Annotated in this window: 31 protein-coding genes; 11 read left to right on the forward strand and 20 right to left on the reverse strand. The window is 49.2% G+C overall.

What is annotated here, in order from left to right; genetic code table 11:
• The first annotated feature begins 102 nt into the window (after positions 1–102).
• The 3 genes from HH196_RS08580 (at position 103) to HH196_RS08590 (ending at position 3,324) form a co-directional block, all read left to right on the forward strand.
• Positions 103–864 carry a DeoR/GlpR family transcriptional regulator gene (locus HH196_RS08580; RefSeq protein ID WP_169451711.1) on the forward strand — a complete coding sequence of 254 codons (762 nt, stop codon included), beginning with the start codon at positions 103–105 and terminating at the stop codon, positions 862–864.
• Between the two features lie 70 nt (positions 865–934).
• Positions 935–2,431, forward strand: coding sequence for a glycerol-3-phosphate dehydrogenase (glpD, locus tag HH196_RS08585; protein ID WP_169451712.1), 1,497 nt, complete (start codon positions 935–937; stop codon positions 2,429–2,431).
• Between the two features lie 50 nt (positions 2,432–2,481).
• Positions 2,482–3,324, forward strand: a complete 843-nt coding sequence (locus tag HH196_RS08590; RefSeq protein ID WP_169451713.1) for a fumarylacetoacetate hydrolase family protein — start codon at positions 2,482–2,484, stop codon at positions 3,322–3,324.
• An 18-nt stretch (positions 3,325–3,342) separates the two neighbouring features.
• Here HH196_RS08590 and HH196_RS08595 read toward each other — a convergent pair whose 3' ends face one another.
• From HH196_RS08595 to ftsY, 10 genes are all read right to left on the reverse strand, one after another.
• Positions 3,343–4,194 (reverse strand): WYL domain-containing protein, encoded by an 852-nt coding sequence (locus HH196_RS08595; RefSeq protein WP_169451714.1) that lies wholly within the window; start codon positions 4,192–4,194, stop codon positions 3,343–3,345.
• Between the two features lie 45 nt (positions 4,195–4,239).
• Positions 4,240–4,524 carry a hypothetical protein gene (locus HH196_RS08600; RefSeq protein WP_169451715.1) on the reverse strand — a complete coding sequence of 95 codons (285 nt, stop codon included), beginning with the start codon at positions 4,522–4,524 and terminating at the stop codon, positions 4,240–4,242.
• Between the two features lie 30 nt (positions 4,525–4,554).
• A complete protein-coding gene (locus tag HH196_RS08605; protein ID WP_169451716.1) occupies positions 4,555–4,803 on the reverse strand; it encodes an RNA-binding protein in 249 nt (82 codons plus the stop codon).
• A gap of 16 nt (positions 4,804–4,819) precedes the next feature.
• The gene (locus HH196_RS08610; protein ID WP_169451717.1) at positions 4,820–5,038 is read right to left on the reverse strand and encodes a VF530 family DNA-binding protein; all 219 of its coding nucleotides are present in this window, start codon (positions 5,036–5,038) and stop codon (positions 4,820–4,822) included.
• 1 nt (position 5,039) lies between these two features.
• Positions 5,040–5,738 carry a tRNA (guanosine(46)-N7)-methyltransferase TrmB gene (gene trmB, locus HH196_RS08615; protein WP_169451718.1) on the reverse strand — a complete coding sequence of 233 codons (699 nt, stop codon included), beginning with the start codon at positions 5,736–5,738 and terminating at the stop codon, positions 5,040–5,042.
• A gap of 22 nt (positions 5,739–5,760) precedes the next feature.
• The gene (locus HH196_RS08620) at positions 5,761–6,135 is read right to left on the reverse strand and encodes a DUF423 domain-containing protein (RefSeq protein WP_211160774.1); all 375 of its coding nucleotides are present in this window, start codon (positions 6,133–6,135) and stop codon (positions 5,761–5,763) included.
• 87 nt (positions 6,136–6,222) lie between these two features.
• Positions 6,223–7,083 carry an RNA polymerase sigma factor RpoH gene (gene rpoH / locus HH196_RS08625; protein ID WP_169451719.1) on the reverse strand — a complete coding sequence of 287 codons (861 nt, stop codon included), beginning with the start codon at positions 7,081–7,083 and terminating at the stop codon, positions 6,223–6,225.
• 156 nt (positions 7,084–7,239) lie between these two features.
• A complete protein-coding gene (ftsX, locus tag HH196_RS08630) occupies positions 7,240–8,214 on the reverse strand; it encodes a permease-like cell division protein FtsX (protein ID WP_169451720.1) in 975 nt (324 codons plus the stop codon).
• Positions 8,207–8,869, reverse strand: coding sequence for a cell division ATP-binding protein FtsE (gene ftsE / locus HH196_RS08635; RefSeq protein ID WP_169451721.1), 663 nt, complete (start codon positions 8,867–8,869; stop codon positions 8,207–8,209). Before ftsE ends, ftsX begins: the two co-directional genes overlap by 8 nt.
• 14 nt (positions 8,870–8,883) lie before the next feature.
• Positions 8,884–10,182, reverse strand: a complete 1,299-nt coding sequence (gene ftsY / locus HH196_RS08640; RefSeq protein WP_169452365.1) for a signal recognition particle-docking protein FtsY — start codon at positions 10,180–10,182, stop codon at positions 8,884–8,886.
• Between the two features lie 281 nt (positions 10,183–10,463).
• Between ftsY and rsmD the strand changes: the two genes are divergently transcribed.
• From rsmD to HH196_RS08655, 3 genes are all read left to right on the forward strand, one after another.
• Positions 10,464–11,084, forward strand: coding sequence for a 16S rRNA (guanine(966)-N(2))-methyltransferase RsmD (gene rsmD, locus HH196_RS08645; RefSeq protein WP_169451722.1), 621 nt, complete (start codon positions 10,464–10,466; stop codon positions 11,082–11,084).
• 128 nt (positions 11,085–11,212) lie between these two features.
• A complete protein-coding gene (coaD, locus tag HH196_RS08650; RefSeq protein WP_169451723.1) occupies positions 11,213–11,695 on the forward strand; it encodes a pantetheine-phosphate adenylyltransferase in 483 nt (160 codons plus the stop codon).
• Between the two features lie 33 nt (positions 11,696–11,728).
• Positions 11,729–11,980 (forward strand): YfhL family 4Fe-4S dicluster ferredoxin, encoded by a 252-nt coding sequence (locus HH196_RS08655; protein ID WP_169451724.1) that lies wholly within the window; start codon positions 11,729–11,731, stop codon positions 11,978–11,980.
• A 46-nt stretch (positions 11,981–12,026) separates the two neighbouring features.
• On the opposite strand, the gene HH196_RS08660 is transcribed toward HH196_RS08655, so the two are convergent.
• The 3 genes from HH196_RS08660 to HH196_RS08670 all read right to left on the reverse strand — a co-directional run bounded on the left by HH196_RS08660 (position 12,027) and on the right by HH196_RS08670 (position 15,533).
• Entirely contained in the window at positions 12,027–12,536 is a 510-nt protein-coding gene (locus HH196_RS08660) for a DUF501 domain-containing protein (protein WP_169451725.1), read from the reverse strand.
• A gap of 3 nt (positions 12,537–12,539) precedes the next feature.
• Positions 12,540–14,555, reverse strand: a complete 2,016-nt coding sequence (recG, locus tag HH196_RS08665; RefSeq protein ID WP_248276843.1) for an ATP-dependent DNA helicase RecG — start codon at positions 14,553–14,555, stop codon at positions 12,540–12,542.
• Positions 14,556–14,630: 75 nt separating this feature from the next.
• On the reverse strand, positions 14,631–15,533 hold the full coding sequence (locus HH196_RS08670; protein WP_169451726.1) for a hydrogen peroxide-inducible genes activator: 903 nt from the start codon (positions 15,531–15,533) through the stop codon (positions 14,631–14,633).
• Positions 15,534–15,583: 50 nt separating this feature from the next.
• Between HH196_RS08670 and HH196_RS08675 the strand changes: the two genes are divergently transcribed.
• Complete coding sequence (locus HH196_RS08675) at positions 15,584–16,426, forward strand: SDR family oxidoreductase (RefSeq protein ID WP_248276923.1); 843 nt, start codon at positions 15,584–15,586, stop codon at positions 16,424–16,426.
• 4 nt (positions 16,427–16,430) lie between these two features.
• On the opposite strand, the gene hemB is transcribed toward HH196_RS08675, so the two are convergent.
• The 3 genes from hemB to mutM all read right to left on the reverse strand — a co-directional run bounded on the left by hemB (position 16,431) and on the right by mutM (position 19,737).
• The gene (gene hemB / locus HH196_RS08680) at positions 16,431–17,447 is read right to left on the reverse strand and encodes a porphobilinogen synthase (protein WP_169451728.1); all 1,017 of its coding nucleotides are present in this window, start codon (positions 17,445–17,447) and stop codon (positions 16,431–16,433) included.
• Positions 17,448–18,043: 596 nt separating this feature from the next.
• Positions 18,044–18,925 (reverse strand): alpha/beta fold hydrolase, encoded by an 882-nt coding sequence (locus tag HH196_RS08685; RefSeq protein ID WP_169451729.1) that lies wholly within the window; start codon positions 18,923–18,925, stop codon positions 18,044–18,046.
• On the reverse strand, positions 18,925–19,737 hold the full coding sequence (gene mutM / locus HH196_RS08690) for a bifunctional DNA-formamidopyrimidine glycosylase/DNA-(apurinic or apyrimidinic site) lyase (RefSeq protein ID WP_169451730.1): 813 nt from the start codon (positions 19,735–19,737) through the stop codon (positions 18,925–18,927). The genes HH196_RS08685 and mutM overlap by 1 nt, the downstream gene beginning before the upstream one ends.
• Before the next feature lie 129 nt (positions 19,738–19,866).
• Here mutM and purT point away from each other — a divergent pair, with 129 nt between their 5' ends.
• Complete coding sequence (gene purT, locus HH196_RS08695) at positions 19,867–21,027, forward strand: formate-dependent phosphoribosylglycinamide formyltransferase (protein WP_169451731.1); 1,161 nt, start codon at positions 19,867–19,869, stop codon at positions 21,025–21,027.
• 70 nt (positions 21,028–21,097) lie between these two features.
• Here the strand turns inward: purT and HH196_RS08700 are convergent, their stop codons facing one another.
• The 4 genes from HH196_RS08700 to radC form a co-directional block, all read right to left on the reverse strand.
• A complete protein-coding gene (locus tag HH196_RS08700) occupies positions 21,098–21,979 on the reverse strand; it encodes a DMT family transporter (RefSeq protein ID WP_169451732.1) in 882 nt (293 codons plus the stop codon).
• Between the two features lie 84 nt (positions 21,980–22,063).
• Entirely contained in the window at positions 22,064–22,231 is a 168-nt protein-coding gene (gene rpmG, locus HH196_RS08705; RefSeq protein ID WP_169451733.1) for a 50S ribosomal protein L33, read from the reverse strand.
• Positions 22,232–22,247: 16 nt separating this feature from the next.
• Positions 22,248–22,484 carry a 50S ribosomal protein L28 gene (rpmB, locus tag HH196_RS08710; protein WP_169451734.1) on the reverse strand — a complete coding sequence of 79 codons (237 nt, stop codon included), beginning with the start codon at positions 22,482–22,484 and terminating at the stop codon, positions 22,248–22,250.
• A gap of 258 nt (positions 22,485–22,742) precedes the next feature.
• Positions 22,743–23,417 carry a DNA repair protein RadC gene (gene radC, locus HH196_RS08715; RefSeq protein ID WP_169451735.1) on the reverse strand — a complete coding sequence of 225 codons (675 nt, stop codon included), beginning with the start codon at positions 23,415–23,417 and terminating at the stop codon, positions 22,743–22,745.
• A 92-nt stretch (positions 23,418–23,509) separates the two neighbouring features.
• Between radC and coaBC the strand changes: the two genes are divergently transcribed.
• From coaBC to HH196_RS08730, 3 genes are read left to right on the forward strand one after another with little or no spacing between them, the layout of a single operon-like run.
• Positions 23,510–24,706, forward strand: coding sequence for a bifunctional phosphopantothenoylcysteine decarboxylase/phosphopantothenate--cysteine ligase CoaBC (coaBC, locus tag HH196_RS08720; RefSeq protein WP_169451736.1), 1,197 nt, complete (start codon positions 23,510–23,512; stop codon positions 24,704–24,706).
• Between the two features lies 1 nt (position 24,707).
• Positions 24,708–25,163: a dUTP diphosphatase gene (dut, locus tag HH196_RS08725; RefSeq protein WP_169451737.1), complete on the forward strand. Its 456-nt coding sequence runs from the start codon at positions 24,708–24,710 to the stop codon at positions 25,161–25,163.
• Between the two features lie 29 nt (positions 25,164–25,192).
• Complete coding sequence (locus tag HH196_RS08730) at positions 25,193–26,602, forward strand: phosphomannomutase/phosphoglucomutase (RefSeq protein ID WP_169451738.1); 1,410 nt, start codon at positions 25,193–25,195, stop codon at positions 26,600–26,602.
• The last annotated feature ends 8 nt before the right edge of the window (positions 26,603–26,610 follow it).

The following is a 26,610-nucleotide window of genomic DNA, read 5'->3' on the forward strand; positions in this document are numbered from 1 at the left end:
TTTGAATTATTTAAAATACGAACACAAGAGCGGGAATCTAGGCTGAATTCGAACAGAAATTCGAGTATTCTGGGCAAAGTGTGAAAAAATGAGACAGAGCATATGCGCCAACACCAGCGTCACGACCACATTATTGAGCTCGTAGAGAACCAAGGTTTTGTAAGCATCGACGAACTCGTAGAGACCTTAGACGTCACCCCACAAACTATTCGCCGCGATCTAAATCAGATGGCAGAACGGAACCTAATCTCTCGCCACCATGGTGGTGCAGGCCCATTGGAGTCTTCCACTGAGAACACTTCGTACTCCACACGCGTGAATTATGGTTCGAAAGCTAAAGAGCGCATTGCGGCTCGCTTAATACAAGATATTCCTGACGGCGCGTCTATCTTCATCAATATCGGCACTACTACAGAAGCGGTAGCACGCGAACTCCTACAGCGTAAAAACCTCAGCGTGATCACAAACAACCTCCACGTAGCAGCAACTTTGTCTGAACGAGACGACTACCGAATTATAGTTGCAGGCGGCGAGGTACGCGCACGCGATGGGGGAATCATTGGTGAGGCTACAGTAGATCTTATCCGCCAGTTCCAGACCGATTATGCGATTATCGGAGTCAGTGGCATTCAAGAGGATGGCACCCTACTAGACTTCGACTACCGCGAAGTACGAGTCTCTCAGGCGATCATGGAGAATGCTCGCAAGGTTATTCTTTGTGCTGATATCAGCAAGTTCGGACGCAATGCCATGGTGCGACTAGGACACGTTAGTAGCCTAGATGCACTTTACACCGACACACGTCCCTCAGAAGAGTTCGCCGAACTACTGGAATCAAATGGTGTTGAATTAATTACGGCGTAATTTTTCACTTTATTTGATCAATAATATTCGTTAATGTTCGTTTTATATTAAAACTTACATTAGCGAAGCTATGAATCTATCCTCAAAGTCCCCAGAATATTATGACGTCGCAGTTATTGGCGCAGGCGTGAACGGCGCAGGCATTGCAATGGACGCAGCCGGCCGTGGATTAAAAGTCGCACTAATCGACATGGATGATCTAGGCGCGGCAACGTCATCCAACTCAAGCAAGCTTATACACGGCGGCTTGCGCTACCTGGAGCACTATGAATTCCGATTAGTCAAAGAGGCACTAGCAGAGCGGGAGTCCTTACTCCGCAACTCTCCGCATATTATGTGGCCTTTGCGCTTTATACTGCCGCACCGACCACATCTAAGGCCTGCGTGGATGATACGAATCGGACTCTTTCTGTATGACAACCTCGCTAAACGCGAGACTTTACGAGCTTCAGAGGGTTTTCGGTTTGACCAAGACTCGGATCTCAAATCTGAAATTACGAGGGGCTTCAAATACTCTGATGGCTGGGTCGACGATGCGCGACTAGTAATTCTCTGCGCCCAAGCCGCTCAACAGCATGGGGCAGCCGTTCTACCTCGCACCAAGGTGATCAACGCGAAGCGAGCCGACGGGCTCTGGGAAGTCGAGCTACTCGACCAAATCAACGGCACCACACGAACACTTTTCGCCAAAGCAATGGTCAACGCAGCTGGTCCTTGGGTTAGCAGCCTATTTAATAATGCCATGCAATCCCAGGCACCGCGTGAAATCAGAATGGTCAAAGGAAGTCATATTGTTGTACCCAAAATTTTTGACCACGATAACGCCTACATTCTCCAGAACGAAGATAACCGTATTGTATTTGTGATCCCATACGAAGAGGACTACTCACTTATTGGTACAACGGATGTGGACTACCAAGGCGACCCCAAGGCCGCGAAAATTTCCAAAGATGAGATTGATTACCTTATAGGCGTCGTAAATACCCACTTCAAAAAACAATTAAGCGAAGAAGATATGGTCTGGAGCTATTCTGGTGTCCGCCCGCTTATGGATGAAGAGGGTGGTTCGGCACAAAAAGCCTCAAGAGATTATAGTTTTGAATTAGATGCTTCCGACGGAGCAGCACCACTACTATCGATCTTTGGCGGCAAAATTACTACTTACCGCAAGCTGGCCGAAGCAGCAACAAATTCTATCTGCAAGCATTTTTCTGGAGCTGGCTCTGCGTGGACTAAATCTGCAACGTTACCAGGAGGAAACTTTAAGGATCATCAGTCACTAAACAGTGATCTTGAGCGCTTATATCCTTGGCTACCGAAAGAGGTACGCAAAAGATATGTCCGCACATACGGTACACTTTCACACCAAATTCTGATGGGAATACAAACAATAGAACAAATGGGACTTCACTTTGGCGGCACCCTTTATGCCTGCGAAGTGGACTATCTAATTAAGTATGAATGGGCCTATAAAGCTGAGGATGTATTGTGGCGAAGAACTAAGCAAGGCCTTCGGTTAGATGACCATCAGCAAGCTACACTAGAAGAGTACATAAGAAACTGTTGACCCATTCAGATGCGCGTAGTTAAGTAACAACATCACTATTGGAGGTATTTATGCGCTTGCTTCGAGTTGGTCCGCGAGGTTCCGAGAAACCTGCAGCTTTGGATTCAAATAGAAAGATACGAGATCTCTCTTCCATCATTAACGATGTTGATGGGGTAGCGCTCGCTCCTGATTCGCTGGCTATACTGGCCGCAACGGATTTAACCTCACTCCCCGAATTAGATGCAAAGTCCCGAATCGGCGCTTGCGTTGCAAAACCTGGCAAGGTTATCTGCATCGGCCTTAATTACTCGGATCACGCTGCAGAAGCGGGTATGGATTTGCCGACCGAACCAGTTGTGTTTATGAAGGCGACCAGCGCGGTCTGTGGTCCAAACGACTCTATAGAGATTCCCCGAACATCAGAAAAGTGTGACTGGGAAGTTGAGCTTGGCGTGGTGATTGGATCACGTGCCAAATATATCTCGGAAGATGAGGTCGACTCTGTGATTGCTGGCTACTGCACCGGCAATGATCTTTCCGAGCGTGCTTTCCAACTTGAACGACTTGGTACTTGGGATAAGGGCAAGTCACACGACTCGTTTGCACCACTTGGTCCGTACCTCGTCACCAAAGATGAGATACCAGATCCACAAAACCTAAAGCTCTGGACGCGCATCAATGGCGAAACCTTACAGAACGGAAATACCAGCACGATGGTGTTCAATGTCCGCCAAATCGTTGCATATCTTAGCAACTTCATGACATTAGAGCCTGGCGATGTGATTCTAACGGGCACTCCACCTGGTGTTGGTATGGGACAGAAACCACCCAGCTACCTGAAGGCAGGGGATCGAGTAGAGATTGGTATTGAAGGGCTAGGCGAGCAAGATCAGACCTGTATTCAGGCCTAAACTGTAGTACAGCTATCGTTAAAAACCGAGGTGGACGACAGACTCCCCTAAGTTTGTCACAGCCATAACAGGGAAGCGCTCCGGATGCGTTGTCGCTTCCCGCAACTCCGCTTCGCTGGTTGGCAAAAGGTTAGCTTGCAAGAAGTAACCTACGAGCGCCTTTCGTATCTCAAACGCCGCAAGTTGCACCAGATCGAAATCTTCACGCACCAACTGCTGCTGTGCGTCACTCAAGGCATCGTTTACAACCAAACGGATATAGACGCTCTCTTCCCATGCACTGTCAGCTGGGAGCTCTTCACCGCCACCACCTTGCAGCGTCAAGGTGCCTCGGAAGCGACTTAGAACGAAATCGCGATAAGCTTTGCGGTCCCAGCAGTATGCACGCACATGAAGACGGTTGCTGGCACTGATAATAGCGCAAGGGGTAATGGTACGCGTTGCACCTGTTGGGTTCTGCATAGAGACATAGACCGCCTCTATACGACTACGGTTCTCAATCGCAGAAAGAATCGTAGCCAAAGCACCCGGCGCCGTTGAACGACTCAACACTGGCACTGAATGGAAGTCAGGGTTTACCGGTGTCGAAAGGCGCGCAATGGTAATCAAGGAATCAGCAGAATCAGGAATTAAGCGCGGTTTAAAGACAGGACTTGGCTTATAGGAGCGGTCATTTGCAGCGTAAGGTCGAAGATTCTCAGGAGCAAACTCACGGTAGGTGTAGATCGCATCTTGCGCTTCGGGGCGCGTAATACCAAAGGCTCCAACCAGCATGGCAGCTGTCACCTCACGCTCCCAGAGCAACTGACGCTCTATAAAGCGCAAGCGTTGCAGTTGTGGCCATGAGGTTTCGTTAATGGTGACTGCCATCTATCTCTTCCCGTTCTCTTCTGTTTGTAGCTACTTATCTCGAAACTATTTATCAGTAAGGCGCTTTTTCGCAAACGCTGCCGAGATGTAATAGATCAACAACAGAAAGGCGCCAATTCCATACTGCAGCAGGGAGACATCAAAGCGAGGCACGCCCGATGTTGCATTCATATAGCCGCCGGCGATCGATGCAACCATCCAAGCTAAAGGCAGGGCAAAGAGCTCCCGTTTGGGTGACTCTTTTTTCTTAAACAACAAGTTACTGAATAGGAATACGAGAAACCAAACACTAATTAGCGAAGTAAATACTGCGATTAAAAGGGTCGTCATTGTCTCTCCTATTCTTTTAGTAACTTGAGTTTAGCTCGGCTTATCTTCAGCCTTTTTAACACGGATGTTGTTACGACCTACTAGCGTGTCGTTAAGGCTCTTCATGGCTGCTTTAGCTTCGCCCGACTTTGGCATTTCAACAAAACCAAAACCTTTCGAACCGCCGGTCACTGCATCCATCACCAAAGTACAAGACTGAACCATGCCATAGCCTTGGAATAGCTCTAATAGTTCAGCTTCGGTGGTGTTGCGATCAAGGTTACGCACTAATAATTTCATACTTTCCCCTTAGGAATTAATTACAAAAGGTGTCGATATAGAGTTGCTCTACCTTATCGCGCGCCCACTGTTGTTTTCGTAAAAATTTGAGCGACGACTTAACCGATGGATCAATCTGAAAACAGTTGATATCGATTCGATCGCCAAGTTCATCCCAACCATAGTGCTCGACTAGCTTCTCAACAACATCTGCAAGCTTCACGCCGTGCAGCGGATTGTTTGGCTGGTTATCCATTTTAGCTTACTCGCTCAAACATCAGATCCCAAACACCATGACCAAGGTTCTCACCGCGTTTCTGGAATTTGGTGACTGGTCGGAAGTCTGGCTGTGGTGAGAACTGTCCCTCGCCCGCTTGGTTCTTGTAACCCTCTGCGGCAGACATAACCTCCATCATATGTTCTGAGTAGGGTTCCCAATCAGTTGCCATATGGAAGACGCCGCCAATTGCCAACTTCTGACGAATGGTCTGGGCAAACTCTGGCTGAACGATACGACGCTTATTGTGCTTTTTCTTATGCCAAGGGTCTGGGAAGAAGAGCTGTACACCAGCAAGCGAACTATCCGGCACACACTGCGCAAGTACCTCAATCGCATCTTCACAGTAGACGCGGATGTTTTCGATACCATCTGCTCGGGCATCAGCCAACAGGCGACCTACGCCCGGTGGATGTACCTCGATACCAACAAATCCTTTCTCTGGAGCGCGACGAGCCATCTCAACCAGTGACGCCCCCATACCAAAACCGATCTCCAAAACAACTGGGCGGTCATCGCCAAACAGGGTTTTGAAGTCCACCATGCCATCTGCAAGCTCCAGGCCATAGATAGGCCAGTTCTCTTTCATGGCACGCTCTTGGCCTTCGGTCATCCTTCCTGCACGCACAACAAAACTACGAATGGTGCGACGAGGACGGTTATCTTGGGTTTCACTCATGTTCTATTTCCTAAAGCAGTCACTATTTAAAGTGACGAAGCGACCAGGCAAAAAGCGCCCAGCCAATAATCATTAATGTTCCGCCAATTGGGGTAACTGCACCCAACCAACTAATACCTGTGTATACCAACAGGTATAAACTACCACTGAAGATCAGTGTGCCGATAAAGAGGAGTAGCCCTGCCAAATACCAGCGACCCTTCTCCATCCTGCTACCCGCCAGTGCAACAGCTAGCAGACCAAGTGCATGCCAAAACTGGTATTCAACAGCGGTTTGATAGGTAGAGAAGCGATCTGCTGTGACGACATCTTTAATGATATGGGCGCCAAATGCGCCAAAAATCACCGAAAACATCGCTAAAATAGCACCTAACTGCAAAAGTAATCTGCTATGCATTTTTATCTCTAATTCGAAACAGACCCTATTATGGCTCTATCCATAAAAAAAAGCCGCAAAAGCGGCTTTTTTCAGGTCTTAAATGCACTAGATAACCATGAGTGCATTTTTAATCTTTTTCATCGCGTTCTTTTCAAGCTGACGAATACGCTCTGCAGAGACCTCATATTTTGCTGCAAGTTCGTGCAGGGTCGCTTTCTCATCAACAAGCCAGCGCTGTGCAAGGATATCGCGGCTACGCTCATCTAACTCGCTCATCGCATCAGCCAATTGACGCTGTGAGTTATCTTCCCAATCTGCATTCTCTAGCATCAATGCTGGGTCTGCAGAGTGGTCTTCAAGATACAGCGATGGCGCAACGATAGACGACTCTTCACCATCGTCATCTGCTGGGGCATCAAATGCGAGATCAGTTGCCGCCATACGGCCTTCCATCTGACGAACAACCGCAGCATCAACACCAAGATCAGAAGCGATCGCCTCGACCTCATCATTGTTCATCCACCCTAGGCTCTTCTTCTGCGAGCGCAGGTTAAAGAACAACTTACGCTGCGCCTTAGTGGTAGCCACTTTAACGATACGCCAGTTACGCAGAATGAACTCATGCATCTCAGCTTTGATCCAATGCACTGCGAAACTCACCAGACGGACACCCATGGTAGGATCAAAACGTTTAACCGCTTTCATCAAACCAACGTTACCCTCTTGGATTAGATCGCCCAGTGGCAGACCGTAACCCTTGTAGCTACGTGCAATGTGAACAACAAAGCGCAGATGCGACATGACAAGTAGACGTGCCGCCTCAAGGTCCTGCTCAAAATGCAGACGCTCTGCTAGCTCCCTCTCTTCCTCTGGAGTGAGGATAGGGATAGTACTCACATTCTGCACGTAAGCGTCGAGATCACGCCCCGGTGTCAGATGTTCAACTATTTGCAAGCTAGTGCCCATATCTCGTTTTAAACCTCAAATTCAACTTAACGATTTCTACTTCGTTAGACCCAATATAGACCAAAAAGTTCATTAGAAAATACTAATATAGATCAATATCGGATCAAAAAAGATACCAGACTCGCCAATAAACGCAACTCCTTGCGCTTTGGATCATCAGGTATCGCTGTGCAATTGCCCCATTTGGCGTGACACTGCGATATATGCACCGATCCAGCCTAAAGCTGAACCGCCACCAATCAACAATCCCAACAACCCTAATTCCGGGCCTTTGAGATCAAATCGCCCTACATAGAGTGCTGTTAGATCGCTCAAGGGCGACTCGACAAGCGCCAACGAGAAGTAGACCAAACACAACCCCAACAGGGCGCCAAAAAATCCGTAGAGCAGGCCTGTATATAGAAACGGGCGCCTTACCCAAGCGTGCGTTGCACCGATTAAAAGACTGACCTCAATCTCCTCTTGGCGGGCACTGATTAGGGTTCTAATCGTATTTGTCACAACCAACAGGACAGTTAGCGCCAGCAACAATGCAAGCACCAAACTGATATTGGCAAAGGAGTTGATGATCGTGCCCAAACGCTCGAGCCACTCAATATCTAATTCTGCCACCTCAACCTCAGGCAACTGAGCAAGCTCAGACTGCAGAGCTTTCATCGACTCAGGTGACTGATCACGTGGTATTGCAAAGATAACCGCCGGGAGCGGATTATCTTTCAACAGTGAGATCAACTCACCCAGATCAGAGAAGGCCTTAAACTCAGCAGCACCCGTTTCACTACTTATGAGTTCAACAGATACCAAATCATCTCTAAGCAATAGTGTACGACTGAACCTGTCAACCGACTGAACATCTAGAGCAGGATCTAAGTAGAGGGCTAACTGGGGTTCAAACTCAGCACCCGGGGTAAGCTGCTGCAGATTACCTAGAAGCGAATACATGAAGGTTGGCACAGCAAGCACTACCGCAAGTAAGAATAAAGTTACTAAGGTTGAAACCGGGGCTAATAGCAGTCGTCTCAGCGCCTCTCGACTCTCTAGTTGATGCTGCTTGAACCAGTGCCCCAAACGCTGTCCTGGGGTAACAACGATGCCACTTGCGCCGCGAGAGCGCTGTTCACTCTTAGACATTACGCAAGCGCCCCTTATCTAAAATCAGCACACGGTGACGCATACGCTTAATCAGCGCGACATCATGCGTTGCGATTAGGACCGTGGTTCCAATGCGATTGAACTGCTCAAAAAGATGCATGATATCGAGCGATAGACGCGGATCTAAGTTACCTGTCGGCTCATCGGCAATCAGTACCCGCGGCTTGTGAACTATTGCACGGGCGATACCAATACGTTGCTGCTCACCACTAGAAAGCGCTTGTGGATTTTTATCCTCAGCCTCCAAAAGCCCAACACGATCTAACGCAGCTCTAACACGGCGCGCTATATCATCCTCGTTGTAGCCTGCAATACGCAGTGGCAACGCGATGTTTTGAAAAACTGAGCGATCTTCCAGTAGGCGATGGTTCTGATAGACCACACCCAGGGTACGACGATAGTGCGGAATTTGACGGCGGCTCAACTCAGATAGATTCTGATCACCAACCAACACCTCACCCCGACTCGGCTGCTCTACACGGGTCAAAAGTTTCAACAGAGTACTTTTACCTGCACCAGAGTGGCCTGTTAGGAATGCCATCTCACCCGATTCCAATTCAAAATCGACACCACGCAACGCCTCCTGACCGGAGTCATAGCGCTTGCTTACATTGTTGAATTGGATGGCTGCCATGATCTGCGTCTCAATTAATCAAAAAGCGCATCAACGAAGGCTTTTGCCTCGAATGGACGTAGGTCATCCGCTTGCTCGCCAACACCAATAAAGCGAATTGGCAAACCGAACTGCTTAGCGATAGCAAAGATGATGCCGCCTTTCGCTGTGCCATCAAGCTTAGTTAATGTGATACCTGTTACACCAACAGCATCTTTAAACTCTTTAGCTTGGCTAATCGCATTTTGGCCGGTACCGGCATCAAGAACCAACATCACCTCATGCGGTGCTGATGGATCGATCTTCTGCATAACACGAACCACCTTCTGCAGTTCCTGCATCAAGTTGTCTTTATTCTGTAGTCGACCTGCGGTATCGGAGATCAGAACATCAATCCCTTTAGCCTTAGCAGACTCAAGCGCATCGTACAGCACTGACGCTGAGTCAGCCCCGGTATGCTGTGCAACAACCGGTACGTTATTGCGCTCACCCCACACTTGAAGCTGCTCAACTGCCGCCGCACGGAAAGTATCACCCGCGGCCAACATAACCGACTTACCTTCACTCTGGTAACGCTTGGCAAGCTTACCGATGGTAGTTGTCTTACCCACACCATTTACGCCAACCATCAGAATTACGGTAGGTGACTTATCAGCTGGAATCTCAAGTGGTTGGTCAACAGCCTCTAACAACTCAGCAAGCTCAGCTTTGAGGGCTGCCTGAAGTGCTGCGCCATCGTTCAGCTGTTTGCGCTCAACTCGATCTGTTAGACGCTTAATAATTTCAGAGGTCGCTTCAACACCGATATCTGCCATAAGAAGCAGCGTTTCGATCTCTTCAAGTAGATCATCATCGATCTCGGGGTTACCTAAGAAGAGCGATGAGATCTGCTCAGTTAGGCCAGACTTCGTACGGCCCAACCCTTCACGCATACGTTCGAAAAAGCTTTTAGCGGGAGCCTGCGGTGCTGGCTCTGGCTCTGGCTCTGGCTCTGGCTCTGGCTCTGGCTCTGGCTCTGGCTCTGGCTCTGGCTCTGGCTCTGGCTCTGGCTCTGGCTCTGGCTCTGGCTCTGGCTCTACAGGAGCATTTTCAACAACTGGCGCAACTGCAACAGGCTCTACAACCTCAGGCGCTTCCGATACTGCTGTTTCTACCGGATCAGCAACTTTAACTGTAGAGGCAACTTCAACGGCAGGGGCACCTGGCTGCTCTTTAGCTAACTGCTCTTTAACCAACCCATCGTCAGATGCATCTTTAAGCTCTTCAAATTTAGACTCTTCAATCTTACTTTCAGTAACCTGAGGCTCAGTTTTATCCCCTTTGAGGTAAAACATAATCGCCAAGAGTATAAAAAATGCGATCGCTGCAAAGATGTAGGGAAGTGTTGCTGGGTCATATCCATTTGCCAGCATCCAGTTGTAGAGTGATTCCATTAGATTCGGTATCCAAAGCCCCGCAAAAACAGATATTGACGGAGCAAAAATAAGATTTGATACGCTCAAACATGAGCACTTAAATTTGTGGGGCCTATCTTACCATAGGGTGCGCCAAGGTTAACCTGCCAAGATAGTCAGGATTAGGCTAAACTCTCACCAAATTTTGAAGAACAGACACTATGGCTCCAAGACATAACCATCCAGCGAAGCAGCAGCGCAAGTCACAGACAGAGATAGACTCATTTGTTCGTATCATTGGCGGTGAGTGGCGCTCGCGAAAACTCGCTTTTCCTGAAAGCGAAGGTCTGCGCCCAACTCCCGACAGAGTCCGTGAAACTCTCTTCAATTGGCTGCAGGGCTATACTGCAGGCGCGCGCTGTCTGGACCTATTCAGCGGCAGTGGCGCCCTATCCTTTGAGGCTCTATCACGAGGCGCCGCTCATGCCACGCTAATCGATGCGTCAGGTAAGGTTTGTCAGTTTCTTAAACAGAATCTACACACCCTAAAAGCACAGAACGCTGAAGTTCTTCAGCTCGATGCTGCACAGTGGTTGAGCCAAAAAGCACTCACGGGCACGACCCCTTTTGACTTAGTTTTTCTAGATCCGCCCTTTAACAAGGGATTTCTAGAGCCTACCTGCCGAATGCTTGAGGAAAATCAAATCCTTGCCGACGGAGCAATGGTATATATTGAGTCTGAATCAACCCTAGGTGTGCCGCAGGTACCAGAAAACTGGTCTCTGCACCGGGAGAAGCAGGCGGGACAAGTAAGTTACCGCCTCTATAAAAGAGATCTTTAATACCCAAAAGGAATATAAATAATATTTAATATTCTTTTTTAAATATAAAGAACTTCTCTAAAATTTGTCGCGAACCTGCATTTCAGCTAAGATCCGCGTGTTTAATGCCACTGTCAGGAGAAATTGCGATGAATAGGGTCGCTTACCCAGGCACATTTGACCCGATCACAAATGGTCACATCGATTTAGTTGAGCGTGCTGCAAAGCTGTTCGACACCGTAGTTGTGGCAGTGGCGGAGAGTCCAAAGAAACGCCCGTTACTCCCTTTGGAGCAGCGAGTTGCACTAACTAAAGCATCACTTGCGCATTTGAAGAATGTCGAAGTGGTGGGCTTTAACTGCCTGTTAGTACAACTTCTAAACGAGCAAAACTGTAACGTTATCCTTCGTGGTCTACGTGCAGTTTCGGACTTTGAGTATGAGTTCCAACTTGCGAATATGAATCGCAAGTTAGCGCCAGAGGCAGAGAGCCTATTTTTGACGCCGGCAGAACACCTCTCTTACATCTCGTCGACCCTTATTCGCGAGATTGCATCCCTTGGGGGTGACGTAAGTAAGTTTGTTCATCCGGAAGTCTCTAAAGCGCTAGTAGAGCATTTTTCAAATCAGTAATGGGACGAGAGGTCCCGAAGTGAGGAAGCCAACATGGCATTGATGATCACTGACGAATGCATCAACTGTGATGTATGTGAGCCAGAGTGTCCAAACGAAGCGATCGCTCCAGGCGACGAGATCTATGAGATCGATCCAAAGAAATGTACTGAGTGTGTAGGTCACTACGACACCCCTCAGTGTGTTGAAGTCTGTCCTGTTGACTGTATTCCTAAAGACCCAGACCACGTCGAGTCTAACGATCAGTTGATGGCGAAGTACGAGAAACTTATCGCGCAGGGTTAATCTGCGAGATGATTAAAAAACGCGACCCATGGTCGCGTTTTTTTTATTAAAACTCCAACGCCAGCTCGTTCAACTTAAACTCTGCATCCAGTCTCTCACCAACCACACTTGGCTCAATCAGGTGATACGCATAGTTCATATGCAAACAGCGCACCTTATCCCAGTTAGCGATTCCGCCAATTCCGACTTCGTTAAACATTGCCGTAAAACCAAGCTCATCGATTCGCGCTTTATCGGAAGGATCCATCAACTCCCAACGACGCTCCATGTAGCGGCGCTGTTGACCCATGTAAGTTTCACGTAAGGCAGCATCTTCCTGAAGCTCATCTTCAAAGCGTTTGATCCAGCCAGTCATTTCAATACGGCTAATTTCACGGCTTAAATCACGGCTCGACATCCAGTAGAGCGTAGGGAAAGGCTTATCGTTAACCAAAGAGCGCATTTGAAGAATCAGCGGCACGCCCTTCTCGTTTTGGTAAGCAATCGCAGCTATACCGCGCGGCTCACGGCCAATCTGTTCACGAATAATCTCTAACTGTTGGTAATCTGGCTGCATTCTCTAAACCTGTGCATATTGGTCTGCGTCATTAATCCAACGATCACAAAGCAGACGTGCTGTACCTGAATCCGAATCAAAGCGCTGGGCGCACTCCTGAACATCATCCATAAGATCTGCGTCACGTTGCAGGTCAGCAATTCTAAAACTCATCACTCCAGTCTGGCGGGTACCTAAAACCTCACCGGGACCACGCAACTCAAGGTCACGTTCAGCGATTTTAAATCCATCACTGGTATCACGCATGACACTCAGGCGCTCTCGCCCTTGCTGCGATAGGGGCGCATGATACATCAGAACGCAAAAACTCTCTCGCGAACCTCGACCTACACGGCCACGCAACTGGTGAAGCTGGGAAAGACCTAGGCGTTCTGGGTTCTCAATAATCATTAGACTGGCATTAGGCACATCGACACCCACCTCAATCACGGTAGTTGCGACGAGCAGATCCAGCTCATGGGCTTTGAATTTTGCCATCACTTCGGCCTTGTCGGCGGGCTTAAGGCGCCCATGTACCAAGCCAATACGCAGATCTGGCAGCGCCTCTTGTAGCTCAATCGCAGTCGTTTCAGCAGCCTGACACTGCAGGGCCTCAGACTCCTCTACGAGTGTACATACCCAGTAGGCCTGCAATCCGCCCAAACAGTTCTGCTGAACACGCTCAATCACCTGCTCACGACGACCATCATCCAGCACCACGGTTTGCACTGGGGTGCGCCCCGGCGGAAGCTCATCAATAATTGAGCAGTCGAGATCAGCATAAGCGCTCATCGCCAATGTACGAGGAATCGGTGTGGCCGTCATTATCAACTGATGAGGCAACTTACCATCTTTTCGCCCCTTTTCGCGTAACGTTAGACGCTGATCGACACCAAATCGATGCTGTTCATCTATCACCACCATCGCCAACTCTTTAAACTCGACCTCGTCCTGGAAAAGCGCGTGGGTACCAACAACAATCTGCCCCTCCCCTGATGCGATCTCCTCAAGCACCGCTTGGCGCGCTTTACCCTTTACCTTGCCCGCTAACCAAGAGACCTTAATACCCAACGGCTCTAACCAACCACTAAAGTTGATAAAGTGCTGCTCTGCTAGGATCTCAGTCGGCGCCATCACTGCTGCTTGATAGCCATTCTCAACAGCTTGCAGGGCCGAGAGTACAGCGATCATTGTCTTACCAGAGCCCACATCACCTTGTACTAACCGCAACATAGGAATAGGGCGTGACATATCTCGCGCCACCTCTCTAGCCACACGAAGCTGCGCGTCGGTGAGTGAGAATGGCAGCTGATCTAAAAAGGGGCGACTCAAGCGACCAGAGGGTTTCAGTTGCGGCGCCCCTAATATCTGCAGGTTTTGCCGAACGGTTCGCAAAGAGAGGTTGTGCGCCAGCAGCTCCTCAAACGCGAGTCGACGCTGCGCCGGATGCATACCTTCCATCAATGCAGTTTGATCTGCCCCGACTGGCGGCTGGTGAATATAACGAATCGCATCCGTTAATGGTGGGTAGTTAAAACGCTCTAACTCAGAGTGAGGCAATAGTTCATCAAGCGGTTCTGACCCCAAAGCTTGTAAAACCTGACTAACCAGACTGCGCATCCGCGGTTGCGTTAATCCCTCGGTCGCGGGGTAGATTGGCGTTAGGGTCTGTTCTAAAGCCCCCTGCTCACCCTCTTTAAGCACCTTGTACTCTGGGTGAACAATCTCAAGACCTGAAGGACCGGGCCTCACTTCACCAAAGCAGCGAATGCGTGAATGGTTAAGCCCACTTTTTTGCGCAGCACTGAAATGGAAAAAACGAAGTGTCAGCGTGCCCGTGCCATCTTGTATGCGACAAAGAAGACTTCGGCGCCTTCCCATCACGATATCCGCGGCAACTACATCCGCTTCAATCACCACCTCATCACCAGGACGCAGAGCACCAATCGCAGTGATTCGGGTTCGATCTTGGTAACGCATTGGCAAATGAAAAAGGAGATCTTGGTAGTTCTCTATACCCAACTTCGCAAGCTTATTCACCAGCGCAGCACCAACTCCCTTAAGGTCAGCAACAGAGCGCGCAGCGATGGATGAGGTTGAGCGATTAATGGTCTATCACTCCGTCTCTTTGTGACAGCTAGCGATAGCTTCAACTAGAACATCAATCGCTTGTGGACGCGGGAAACTTGCGCGCCAAGCTACAGCCACAGTCCGGGATGGCTTGGGATCAACGAACGGAACCACTTCAACCAGGGTGTTTGATGGGTGGTTTTTAATAGCCGACTCAGGGAGCACGCTGGTACCAAGCCCCGATGCTACCATCATGCGTATCGTCTCTAGTGAGCTACCCTCAGTGACACGGTGCTGATCATGGAAAGATTGATTGAGGCTTGGGCAAGACTCCAATACCTGGTCACGAAAACAGTGCCCCTCACCCAACAACAACATATCCAACTCGTTCAACTGTTGTGAAGAGACAGAGCCGGCTTTTGCGAGCGGGTGTGCTTTAGGGGTGATGAGGCTGAAGGTCTCATCGTAAAGCGGACGTGTCAGCACATCAGGCTCATGGAAAGGGAGCGCAATAATTATTGCGTCTAACTCGCCGGTACGTATTTTCGAACGGAGCGTTTCGGTGAAATTCTCTTCGATATAGAGCGGCATCTGCGGCGCAATTTTCTGCACCTCAGGAATCAATTTTGGAAACAGGTAAGGTCCAATCGTATAGATAGCGCCAACTCGCAACGGACTTGCCAACTGATCTTTGCCTTCGCGTGATAACTCCTTTATCGCTTCAGCCTGCTCCAACACCCGCTGCGCTTGGCGAACAATTTTCTCTCCGATAGGCGTGACACGCACGGCATTCTTGCTGCGTTCGAAAAGCGCCACACCCAACTCATCCTCTAATTTTTTCACGGCAATTGAGAGTGTTGGCTGACTGACAAAACAGCGTTCTGCTGCGTGACCAAAATGCTGTTCACGCGCGAGAGTAACGATATAGCGAAGTTCGGTGAGCGTCATGATAGAACCTCTGATAATCTTAGCCCTACAAAGAGGGAGCTAAATTGACCGTGCAAAAAACCATTCTCATCGCAGGCTGTGGCGACTTAGGTAATGCGATCGGCACACGCCTAATCGAGTTAGGCCACCGTGTGTATGGCCTTAGACGTAATATAGACCAGCTATCAGAAAGCATACAACCAATAGCTTTCGACCTGTTATCAAATAATCCACTTCCTGCCCTTCCGGCGATCGATTTTCTAATTTACACCGCCGCCGCTAAGAGTCGTGACGAGGCCACTTACAGGCAAATCTACTTGGAAGCACCACGTCAGTTAGCAGATGCCTTAGTGGGTCAGAGCTACCAGGCGATTTTAGTCAGTTCCACAGGTGTCTACAGCCAGGATGATGGCAATTGGATTGATGAAAGCTCCCCGGCCGAACCTAACAACCCTTTTGGCGCCCTAATGCTAGAGGGAGAACTCGCACTCGCAGCCCAAACACCGGAATGCTCTGTCGTTCGAAGCTCAGGTATCTACGGTCCCGGGCGCAATCACCTTATAAAGCGCGTCCTCAGCGGCACCCTTGCACCTGAGGCGCCCATTCACTTCAGTAACCGCATTCATCGTGATGACCTGGCAAGTTTCATCGTCCATCTAGTTTCAAAGCGGGCATCAGGCGAAACCTTGCAGCCACTCTACCTAGCCTCAGATGGCGAACCAGCGCCCATTCACGAAGTGACCTCATGGCTTGCAGAGCAATTAGAAGTTACGCCACAACAGTACGAGATGATTCAACGTGGCGGAAATAAGAGAGTTGCGAATAGAGCGATGAGGGAGAGTGGATTTGTCTGCCGCTACCCCAACTACCAGTCGGGATTTGCGGCAAACATTGAAGAGTTTAAATCACGCTAAGAAGCTAAGCCTGCTCTTTAAGTAGACGGGCAGCTTTAACTGCAAAGTAGGTCAAGATGCCATCGGCGCCAGCACGTTTAAACGCGAGCAGAGATTCCATCATGACAGAGTTCTCATCCAACCATCCGTTCTGAAACGCTGCCATATGCATCGCATACTCGCCACTAACTTGGTAAGCGTAGGTAGGAACCTGCAACTCAGATTTAACTCTGCGCACAATATCAAGATACGGCATGCCCGGCTTAACCATCACCATATCTGCCCCTTCAGCTAGATCCAGCGCCACCTCATGAAGTGCTTCATCACTGTTTGCTGGGTCCATCTGGTAGCTGTACTTATTACCTTTACCCAGGTTTCCTGCTGATCCAACAGCATCACGGAATGGGCCATAGTAAGCACTTGCATACTTGGCAGAGTAGGCCAGGATTAGAGTATTAACATACCCATGCGCTTCTAAAGCTTCACGAATTGCTGAGATTCGACCATCCATCATGTCACTCGGCGCGACAACATCAGCACCTGCTTCTGCATGCGACAGCGCCTGCTTTACCAACACATCAACGGTAATGTCGTTCAATACATAGCCTGTCTCATCGATGATGCCATCCTGACCATGTGTGGTGAATGGATCCAACGCAACATCAGTAATGACACCAAGCTCTGGCAGTTTAGCTTTGATAGCGCGAACTGCACGCTGAGCCAAACCCTCTGGGTTGTATGCCTCTTCAGCCATCTCTGATTTTGCTGAAGCGGGCGTCACAGGAAAGAGTGCGACAGCAGGAATACCCAATGAGTAGGCCTCTTCACACTGCTCAACCAACAGATCGATACTGTAGCGAGTTACTCCCGGCATTGATGCAACCTGCTCAGTCTTCTGCTCACCCTCAATAACAAACATCGGGTAGATAAGATCCTGGGCGGTCAAATTGTTCTCGCGCATCAGATCACGTGAAAATGCATTGGCACGCATACGACGCATACGCGTTAAAGGGAAAATACGCTGGCTTGGATCGAATGCCACAGTGACACCTCATAAACTTAAATTACTGGGCCAAGTATACCCTGTCTCAAGGTTAAGTTGCGACGCTGCAATCAGGCCGCACTGAACAGCGTAATTAAGATATTCTAAAACGGTATTAAAATTTAATGTTTTTAATACATTGAGCTCTATGAAACTTTCGTCGAAATCATTAAAATACACGCCATGGACTGAGCGGGACCGAGGGATCGGAAACGCGAAATCACGGAATTGATTTCACTGAGGTTTGTAGCAACACAGGGACATCGCAGGAGCGACTTGGTTGCAGGGAATTCAAATCTCGAGAGGCGAGCTACGGATTGGCTCGCCTTTCTTTTTTTTATAGGTTGTCTTTAGACAACCTATTCATGGTTCAGCGTGACATACGCTAGTTTCAAGATAATCTTACGAACAAAACTCTCACTTCGAAAACAGTTTTCAATTGTCACGCCCTTCGGCGTCTTCCAGACTGCCTTATCAACTTCGTTGGGTCTTTTTGACTTAGCTCCACTAAGCCTGCAAATCCCCGCCTAGCTGACAAACCAATCTGAAAGCCTGAGACATAAATAGGCCATCTAAAAACGCCCTGGGGCTATCGTTTACCGAAGCACAACAGCTACTTTGTTAGCTAGAAGCGCAGGGTCATCCCAAGGCAGCATGTGGCCTGCGCCGGGAATTACTTCAACATGTATTGGTTGTTTTACGTAGTTCGCGACTCGGTATGCGTATTCAAGTGATAGCACTTCATCTTGGTCGCCCTGGAGTATGGTGAGTTCGAAGGGGTAGGAATGGGTCGCTATGCCAGCGCGATGAGTAAAGAGTGACGAGAGCGTTCCGAGTGGGTAGTCGAAAATAATCTTGGGATCTTGGTTTATGTAGGGGCCTGCTGGGTGATCACCCAAAAGAGATTCCCAATCGATAAAACTCTTCAATGGCACTCGAGACGCCGGGAACCACAGGGCGCCAAAGCTTGTCCATGACCAACCCAAAGCGTGCATAAAGTCGGGTGGCACCTCAGTTAGCAAAAGAGTATCGCACACCACTTTTTTAATTCGCGGATCATGTTCAGCAAGCGATACAGCATGGAGAGAGCCAATTGAGTAACCAAATACTGACCAATCACCTATGAATCTATCACTCACACGATCAATCACATGAGTGAGCTGATGTCTGAACTGTTCAACGCTATAGCGTCCTTTATCCCCAGCACTGTAGCCATGCCCAGGTGGATCGACAGCGATGACGTTAAAGCCCTGCTCAACCAGTTTCACTGCCAGCTCTGCATAGAGCTCAACATAAGTTCCTATGCCTGCTAGAAACAGCAAGTTAGGTGCATCGTCAGAACAGCGATAGATTTCGACATTTACTGCAGCATCGTAGCGCCACACTTCACGCCGTTTAAGATCTTCACGGATTCCAAGCCCATCACGTAAAGCTCGCTGCTCGGGGGTTTCAGATAGAACAACCTGCTTCCAACTCATTAACGCTGACACCCACTACAGAAAACGGTTGTGCGCTGCCCCATTCGTATCTCTTTAAGTGGTTTTTCACACTGCTTACAGGGCTCGCCACCGCGTCCGTAGACAGAGAGTTCTTGGGCAAAATAACCAGGTTTACCATCACTCGATAGGAAGTCGCGCAGGGTTGTTCCACCGCGCGTGATGGCATAGTCCAGTACAGTTTTTATCTCATCTACCAGGCGAGCATAGCGCTGCTTGGTGATTTTGCCTGCCGGTTTTCTAGGATCGATACCTGCCTTAAATAGCGATTCGTTTGCGTAGATATTACCAACACCCACCACCACCTCTGAGGTCATGATGAACTGTTTCACAGGCAGTGAACGGTTACGCGAAGCCTTGAAAAGGTAATCGACATCAAAGGCTTCAGAGAGAGGTTCCGGTCCCAATTTTGAAAGCAGCGGATGTGCGGATTCTTTGCCTTGCCAGAGGACTGAACCGAAGCGGCGAGGATCCGTAAGTCGCACCAACTTGCCATTATCAAACTCAATATCAACATGGTCATGCTTAGCTGGCGGCGTACCTGTAGGTAAAACACGAAGACTGCCAGACATGCCAAGGTGAATCATTAGATCCCCTTCATCAAAGCGAATCAGCAGATATTTGCCACGACGCGCCACTGAGCGAACCTGCTGATCCAGAATATATTGAGGGATCTCTGCAGGTACGGGCCAACGCAGACGAGGCTCTCTGACAACAAAGGCAGTCACGGACTGTTGGTCGACGTGAGGCTCTATGCCGCGTCGCGTGGTCTCAACTTCTGGTAATTCTGGCACCTAATTTCCTAATTAAAACTGCTCGATCTATAGCAAATTATTCTCGAGCTTAGACCTATTTAGAGATGAACCTTAACCTACTAGACGGTACAGTATCACTATCTGCAATTCATCAAGAAAGAGAAATCTATGAAAAAAGTGATGCTACTCGGTTCTGGCGAACTCGGGAAAGAGGTTGTTATTGCTCTGCAGCGCCTTGGCCATACCGTAATTGCTTGTGACTCTTACGAAAATGCCCCAGCGATGCAGGTTGCTGATGGCTTTGAGGTCTTCTCAATGCTGGATGGCGATGCGCTAGACGCCGCTGTCGCTAAACATGCGCCCGACATCATCGTGCCAGAAGTTGAGAGTATCCGTACCGACCGTTTCTACGACTATGAAGCGCAGGGTATTCAAGTGACGCCTAGCGCCAAAGCGGCCAATTTCACAATGAACCGCAAATTGATTCGTGATCTTGCGGCTAAAGACCTTGGGCTGCGCACCGCTCCTTACGACTACGCGACCAACTTTGAAGAGTTCAAAGCAGCCGTAGCAAAAGTAGGAATCCCGTGTGTCGTTAAGCCGCTTATGTCGAGCTCTGGCAAAGGGCAATCTGTAGTGAAGAGCGAAGCGGATATGCAGTTCGCGTTTGACTATGCTCTTGAGGGTTCGCGCGGCGATATCAAAGAGATGATTGTTGAGGGCTTTATCGACTTTGATTTCGAAATCACCCTTCTGACAGTGACTCAAAAAAGTGGCGATACGCTCTTCTGTGCGCCTATCGGCCACCGCCAAGAGCGAGGTGATTACCAAGAGAGCTGGCAGCCATGTTATGTAGATCCGGCGCAGCTTGAAGAGTGTAAAGAGATGGCCGCCAAAGTGACTCAAGCCTTGGGCGGCGCTGGCATCTGGGGTATCGAATTCTTTATCTCTAGTGATGCAGTCTACTTCTCTGAGCTAAGTCCACGTCCACACGATACAGGCATGGTTACGCTTGCGGGCACACAGAACTTCAACGAGTTTGAACTTCATGCGCGCGCTCTGCTTGGCCTGCCTATCCCTGAGATCGAACAACGTTACCCAGGTGTAAGTGCTGTCATTCTTGCAGCTCAAGATGGTGTACCCAACTTCTCTGGGATCGAAGAGGCATGCAGCTACCCACAGGCAGACCTTAAAATCTTCGGCAAACCAACAACACGTCCATACCGTCGTATGGGTGTAGCTCTCGCCTACGACCGAACTGGTGATGAGAGTATGGATGCACTGCGTGCCCGTGCTGCAGAGATCGCCTCTAAAGTGAAAGTGCACTAAGTCTGATTCAGACTGCAAAATAGCATTAAAAAGGGGAGCGTCAGCTCCCCTTTCTTTTACAATTTGTAGATCACGCCTGTTTAGTTGACGCCTTTTGTGTCAGATAGACACCCAATACGGTGACCACCACGCCTAGAAGAGTAAGAGCGGATAAACGCTCATCAAAGAGATACCAAGCCTCCAACGCTGTAGCAGGTGGCACAAGGTAGAAGTAACTCGCGACCTTAGCGGACTCACCCTCGCGGATCATCAGCAGTAGAAGCAAGATTGCAGAGACTGACAGACCAAATACCAACCAGATCAGGCCGCCAATAAGCTCTGGATCCCACACAACTTCACGGGTCTCAAAAGTGAATGTCAGCACACCCATCCAGACAGCTGTGGCGACATACTGGATAAACGAACCCGTCAGAAGATCTGCTCCAGTACCGAAACGCTTCTGGTAGAGCGTACCAATCGATATAGCAAAGAGCGCGACAATTGCGGCAACCACAGCGCCTGCATTAAGTGTAAAGTTGTGATCAACCAGTCCAGATCCCAACACAATCACTACACCGAGCAGACCTAACCAAAGACCAAACCAGGCTAAACGGTTTAAGCGAGCGCCTAACCAGTACTTCGATAGAAAGGCGGTTAGAAGAGGCTGAAGACCGACGACAATGGCTGTTACACCAGCCGGCATGTCCATCTTAATAGCGGCAAAAACACCGCCAAGGTAACCAGCGTGGATCAGCGAGCCTGTGACCAATTGATGTTTAGCGACATCCCACGATGGCCACTTAGCTCGAAATATCTGAATAAGAATAAAGAACGCGCCCAAGGTAAGAAGCATTCTGATGAAGAGATAGTTGAACGGCTCAATATAGGGCAGGCCAAAACGTGCCCCGATAAAACCGGTACTCCAGAGCAGCACAAAAGCAAAAGGTACAACACTCATCCATGATTTTGTCATCTGTTAATCCCAATCAAAAACCGCAGGCAAAAAAATACCCGCGTTAGCTTAACTAAACGCGGGTATTTTCAGAAGATAAAAATCTTATTTGATTTTAGCTTCTTTGTAGACAACGTGCTTACGTACTACTGGATCGTATTTCTTGAATTCGAATTTATCCGGAGTGTTACGCTTGTTCTTGTCAGTTGTGTAAAAGTGACCTGTACCAGCAGAAGAAACCAAACGGATCTTTTCGCGTGCGCCTTTAGCCATGATCTAGCTCCTTTGCTTAAACTTTGATGCCACGTGAACGAACATCAGCAAGAACTGTATCGATACCGTTCTTGTCGATGATACGCATACCTTTAGAAGATACACGTAGACGTACGAATTTGTTTTCGCTTTCTACCCAAAAACGGTGCCAGTGCAGGTTTGGTAGGAAACGGCGGCGTGTTTTACGTTGTGAGTGAGAAACGTTGTTTCCCGTTACTGGTGCTTTACCAGTAACCATACATACTCGAGACATTTTTAAACCTCATCTATTAACTCTGTCAGATGTTTATTGATATCTGCTAAGCAGATCTCTCAGGCGGAGCGTCCAATCAAAGGACAAAAACCCATACCGGTGAGACAGAGGCGCACAATAATACAGAAGATCCGCCATATGCGCTACCCTTTTGTTGGTTTTTTGAACAAAGAACTAGGTCGCGGTTTTTCGCTTTGCTCAAATTAACTCCTACAACATCGCCCTGTAGGAACGAATTGCGCAGGCAAACCGTGACAGTTACAAAAACCCCCGCTCGGCAAAGCTGAGCGTTTGGTTACCAGCAATAATAAGGTGATCCAGAACTCTAATATCCACTAGATCAAGCGCTGCGATAATGCGATCGGTGATTTGCTGATCGGCAAGTGATGGCTCTGACACACCTGATGGGTGGTTGTGCGCCAGGATTATCGCGCTGCAATTAAGCTCCAGCGCCTCTTGCACAATCACTCTGGGATAGACCGCAGCCGCATTAATTGTGCCGGAGAAGAGCACGCGCCACTCGATAACACGGTGCTGAGCATCTAGAAATAGACAACCAAAATGTTCACGCACTTGCCCTGCCAGCTGGGTTTGTAGATAACGTTTCACATCATCAGGATTGTTCAAAGCAGCCCCAACTGCCAGCTGCTCTGCAAGGTAGCGCCGTCCGAGCTCTAATGCAGCTTGAAGTAGCACATAACGTGCATCACCGGCACCCGCTAGCTGCTTAAACTGCTTACGATCCCTGTTTAACAACGATCGTAAACTGCCTGAATCTTTCAACCAGTTACGCGCTAACTCAACCGCATTACAGCCCGGCAACCCCTGCCCGACAAACAGGGCAACAAGCTCTGCATCACTCAAAACTGATGCATCTTGGTTCAAAAGACGCTCACGGGGCCGTTCATTAGCGGGCCAATCAAGTATTTTCATAACACCTCCCTGTGTTTTTCACTACTCTGCAATCAGTATAGGTGATAATCTAGCAACCAGTTTCAACTCAGGTTTCATAGGGCTCCCGGGGTATGCATAGACTTACTAACCGCCACATTCTTATTGGTATTACTGGTGGTATCGCAGCGTATAAAGCAGCGGAATTGACCCGCCTATTCAAAGGTGTGGGCGCTGAGGTGCGCGTTGTTCTTACTGATGCAGGTGCTGAATTCATCACGCCACTGACCCTACAAGCGCTCTCTGGCAACCCTGTGCACCAATCGTTACTGGATCCAGAAGCCGAACAAGGGATGGGCCATATTGAGCTCGCGCGCTGGGCAGATCTGATTATTGTGGCGCCAGCGACCGCTGATTTTATGGCGCGTCTCTCCTCTGGAATGGCGAACGATCTTCTGACGACACTCTGTCTCGCAACTGATGCGCCCATCGCATTGGCACCTGCGATGAATCAAGCGATGTGGCGTGACCCACGTACCCAGCAAAATCTTGAAGCACTGCTTTCACAAGGTGTAAACATCTTTGGCCCAGGCAGTGGTGAACAGGCATGTGGCGATACAGGTCCAGGCCGAATGTTAGAGCCAACGCAGATAATGCAAGCCTGTGCAAATCTTATTGCGGCAGGTCCTCTAGAGGGAAAACGAGTTGTTATCACTGCCGGTCCTACGCGTGAAGCGCTCGATCCGGTGCGTTTTATTTCAAACCACAGCTCCGGCAAGATGGGTTATGCCCTAGCAGAAGCTGCGGCTAAAGCTGGCGCAGCTGTCACGCTAATAAGCGGCCCTGTTGCTCTTGCCACCCCTAAGGGTGTGCAACGAGTAGGTGTTGAGTCTGCGCAAGAGATGTTAGATGCATCACTTATCGCTGCATCAGCTGCTGACATCTTTATTGGTGCAGCAGCCGTCGCTGACTACCGTCCAGTGATGGTCGCTGATCAGAAGATTAAGAAAGGCGCAGAAGAGGTGATGGAGATTCTGCTAACCAAAAACCCTGACATCATTGCGACTATAGCCACACTAGAACCACGACCATTTATGGTCGGCTTCGCTGCCGAGACAGAGAATGTGATCGCCTATGCTCGTTCAAAACTGGAGCGTAAGGGGCTAGACCTAGTCATCGCCAATGATGTGTCACAAAGCGATATAGGTTTTAACTCAGATGACAACGAGGTGGTGGTTGTCGGTGCAGGCGGAGAGATTGCCATGCCTCGCGCCTCGAAAGCTGCACTGGCTGAAAATTTAATCGCTCTAATTGCTGAACAGATAAATTGATATGAAAAAGCTACAAGTTAAGATTTTAGATAGCCGCCTAGGCAACAGCATTCCAATGCCGACCTACGCTACCGAGGGCTCTGCTGGTTTGGATCTGCGTGCTTGTGTAGAAGTACCAATGACTTTAGAGCCTGGCCAGACCGAACTTATCCCAACGGGCATGGCGATCTATATTGAAGACCCTTCACTTTGCGCAATGATCTTGCCACGTTCTGGTTTGGGGCATAAGCACGGTATCGTACTGGGCAACCTAGTGGGACTCATCGACTCCGATTATCAGGGCCAGCTATTTGTCTCTTGTTGGAATCGCGGCGATACAACCTTCACCATCGAACCTGGCGAGCGTATTGCACAGCTGGTTCTTGTGCCGGTAGTACAGGGCGATTTTGAGATTGTTGATGAGTTTACCGCGACTGACCGCGGCGAAGGCGGCTTCGGCTCTTCAGGTCGTCACTGATTAAGCACACCTTTGGCAATTAACTCTTGATGAACAACTTTCGCGCACCGTTGACAGAATTCGATCCCTCAATATTTAGGGCATACGATATTCGTGGCCGCGTCCCAGAGCAGCTTAATGCGCAGACTCTCTATTGGCTCGGACGCATCATCGGCCATGTTGTTGGTTTAGATAACAGCGCACCTGTCGTTGTCGGATGTGACGGTCGAGTATCCAGCCCGGATCTTAAAAAAGCGCTGGTCTGCGGCTTTCGCGAATCGGGACGCGATGTGATCGATATCGGTTTTGCACCAACGCCGCTGATCAACTACACCGCTGCTAATCTCGCTCACAACAATGCAATTGCGGTGACTGCCAGTCACAATCCAGCCGATCAGAACGGGCTGAAGATCACAATCGGCGGTAAAGCGTTGATGGATGATGAGATTGCGCAGTTAGCATCCCTGCTAGACCAGCCCTTAACGACTGGCGCGGGTCGATTAACTGAGCAGTCTCAAATTGCCAATTACAGTTACCAGCTGTGCCGCAAAATTCCACTTATGCGCCGCTGGAAGCTGGTGGTCGACTCAGGTAATGGCATTGCAGGGCCGCTTGCGAAAGCCGTATTTGAACGCCAGGGTTTAATTGTCATTCCCCTGTTTGATACTGTGGATGGCAGCTTCCCGAATCACTCACCGGACCCCTGTGTCGAAGCTAATTTAGAGCAACTGAAAAAGCGTGTCGTTTCCCATAGCGCCGACCTTGGCATCGCATTTGATGGCGATGGTGATCGTGTCGTTATCGTCGACGAGAATGGTGAAGTACTAGCAGCGGACCATCTTTTGGTGATTCTTTCCCAAGCGGCACTCGAGCGCACACCTGAGGGTACCGTTCTTTTCGATGCTAAGTGCTCCTCTGTTGTCGAGGAATTGATTCAAACTGCAGGTGGCAATCCACTCATGGGACGCACCGGACACTCGCCGATGAAGCGTCTGATGAAAACGAGCAGCGCAATTTTTGGCGGTGAACTTAGCGCCCACTACTACGACGCCGACTGGTATGGTTTTGATGACGCCATCTACACAGCCTGCCGCCTAATGGAGCGGCTTGAGCAGCTACAAACCACTGCTGCCCTGATCAAACTCGGCATCCCAAAACGCGATGCCACTCCAGAGTACCGAATTGAACTCACAGCGCAACAACATCAGCAACTCGATAGCCAACTTGGCAGTTTTGCATTTGCTTGTGACGCTATAGATCATACCGACGGCGTCAGACTCAGTTATCCGGATGGTTGGGCACTTGCTCGATTATCAAACACCGAACTTGCCCTCGTACTCCGCTACGAAGGGCACAACCGTTTAGCGCTCGAGCGGATTATCGAGCACACTAATAACCAACTCCGACACATTGACGCATCCCTCACACTTCCGGATGCATTATCGCTTAACACTTTATGAGGTCTACA

It is taken from the genome of Marinobacterium sp. LSUCC0821, from assembly GCF_012848475.1.
Classification (GTDB): domain Bacteria; phylum Pseudomonadota; class Gammaproteobacteria; order Pseudomonadales; family Balneatricaceae; genus Marinobacterium_E.

Bases quoted from the DNA above. Each gene is read 5' to 3' on its own strand.
- HH196_RS08660 (WP_169451725.1), bottom strand. From the start codon at position 12,536: ATGCAGCCAGATTACCAACAGTTAGAGATTATTCGTGAACAGATTGGC.
- coaD (WP_169451723.1), top strand. From the start codon at position 11,213: ATGAATAGGGTCGCTTACCCAGGCACATTTGACCCGATCACAAATGGT.
- HH196_RS08700 (WP_169451732.1), bottom strand. From the start codon at position 21,979: ATGACAAAATCATGGATGAGTGTTGTACCTTTTGCTTTTGTGCTGCTC.
- rpmB (WP_169451734.1), bottom strand. From the start codon at position 22,484: ATGTCTCGAGTATGTATGGTTACTGGTAAAGCACCAGTAACGGGAAAC.
- HH196_RS08685 (WP_169451729.1), bottom strand. From the start codon at position 18,925: ATGAGTTGGAAGCAGGTTGTTCTATCTGAAACCCCCGAGCAGCGAGCT.
- HH196_RS08595 (WP_169451714.1), bottom strand. From the start codon at position 4,194: ATGGCAGTCACCATTAACGAAACCTCATGGCCACAACTGCAACGCTTG.
- HH196_RS08605 (WP_169451716.1), bottom strand. From the start codon at position 4,803: ATGAAATTATTAGTGCGTAACCTTGATCGCAACACCACCGAAGCTGAA.
- HH196_RS08580 (WP_169451711.1), top strand. From the start codon at position 103: ATGCGCCAACACCAGCGTCACGACCACATTATTGAGCTCGTAGAGAAC.
- ftsE (WP_169451721.1), bottom strand. From the start codon at position 8,869: ATGGCAGCCATCCAATTCAACAATGTAAGCAAGCGCTATGACTCCGGT.
- trmB (WP_169451718.1), bottom strand. From the start codon at position 5,738: ATGAGTGAAACCCAAGATAACCGTCCTCGTCGCACCATTCGTAGTTTT.
- HH196_RS08670 (WP_169451726.1), bottom strand. From the start codon at position 15,533: ATGACGCTCACCGAACTTCGCTATATCGTTACTCTCGCGCGTGAACAG.
- HH196_RS08600 (WP_169451715.1), bottom strand. From the start codon at position 4,524: ATGACGACCCTTTTAATCGCAGTATTTACTTCGCTAATTAGTGTTTGG.
- HH196_RS08620 (WP_211160774.1), bottom strand. From the start codon at position 6,135: ATGCATAGCAGATTACTTTTGCAGTTAGGTGCTATTTTAGCGATGTTT.
- purT (WP_169451731.1), top strand. From the start codon at position 19,867: ATGAAAAAAGTGATGCTACTCGGTTCTGGCGAACTCGGGAAAGAGGTT.
- rpmG (WP_169451733.1), bottom strand. From the start codon at position 22,231: ATGGCTAAAGGCGCACGCGAAAAGATCCGTTTGGTTTCTTCTGCTGGT.
- rpoH (WP_169451719.1), bottom strand. From the start codon at position 7,083: ATGGGCACTAGCTTGCAAATAGTTGAACATCTGACACCGGGGCGTGAT.
- rsmD (WP_169451722.1), top strand. From the start codon at position 10,464: ATGGCTCCAAGACATAACCATCCAGCGAAGCAGCAGCGCAAGTCACAG.
- HH196_RS08730 (WP_169451738.1), top strand. From the start codon at position 25,193: ATGAACAACTTTCGCGCACCGTTGACAGAATTCGATCCCTCAATATTT.
- coaBC (WP_169451736.1), top strand. From the start codon at position 23,510: ATGCATAGACTTACTAACCGCCACATTCTTATTGGTATTACTGGTGGT.
- dut (WP_169451737.1), top strand. From the start codon at position 24,708: ATGAAAAAGCTACAAGTTAAGATTTTAGATAGCCGCCTAGGCAACAGC.
- HH196_RS08610 (WP_169451717.1), bottom strand. From the start codon at position 5,038: ATGGATAACCAGCCAAACAATCCGCTGCACGGCGTGAAGCTTGCAGAT.
- glpD (WP_169451712.1), top strand. From the start codon at position 935: ATGAATCTATCCTCAAAGTCCCCAGAATATTATGACGTCGCAGTTATT.
- HH196_RS08655 (WP_169451724.1), top strand. From the start codon at position 11,729: ATGGCATTGATGATCACTGACGAATGCATCAACTGTGATGTATGTGAG.
- ftsX (WP_169451720.1), bottom strand. From the start codon at position 8,214: ATGTCTAAGAGTGAACAGCGCTCTCGCGGCGCAAGTGGCATCGTTGTT.
- HH196_RS08590 (WP_169451713.1), top strand. From the start codon at position 2,482: ATGCGCTTGCTTCGAGTTGGTCCGCGAGGTTCCGAGAAACCTGCAGCT.
- ftsY (WP_169452365.1), bottom strand. From the start codon at position 10,182: ATGTTTTACCTCAAAGGGGATAAAACTGAGCCTCAGGTTACTGAAAGT.
- radC (WP_169451735.1), bottom strand. From the start codon at position 23,417: ATGAAAATACTTGATTGGCCCGCTAATGAACGGCCCCGTGAGCGTCTT.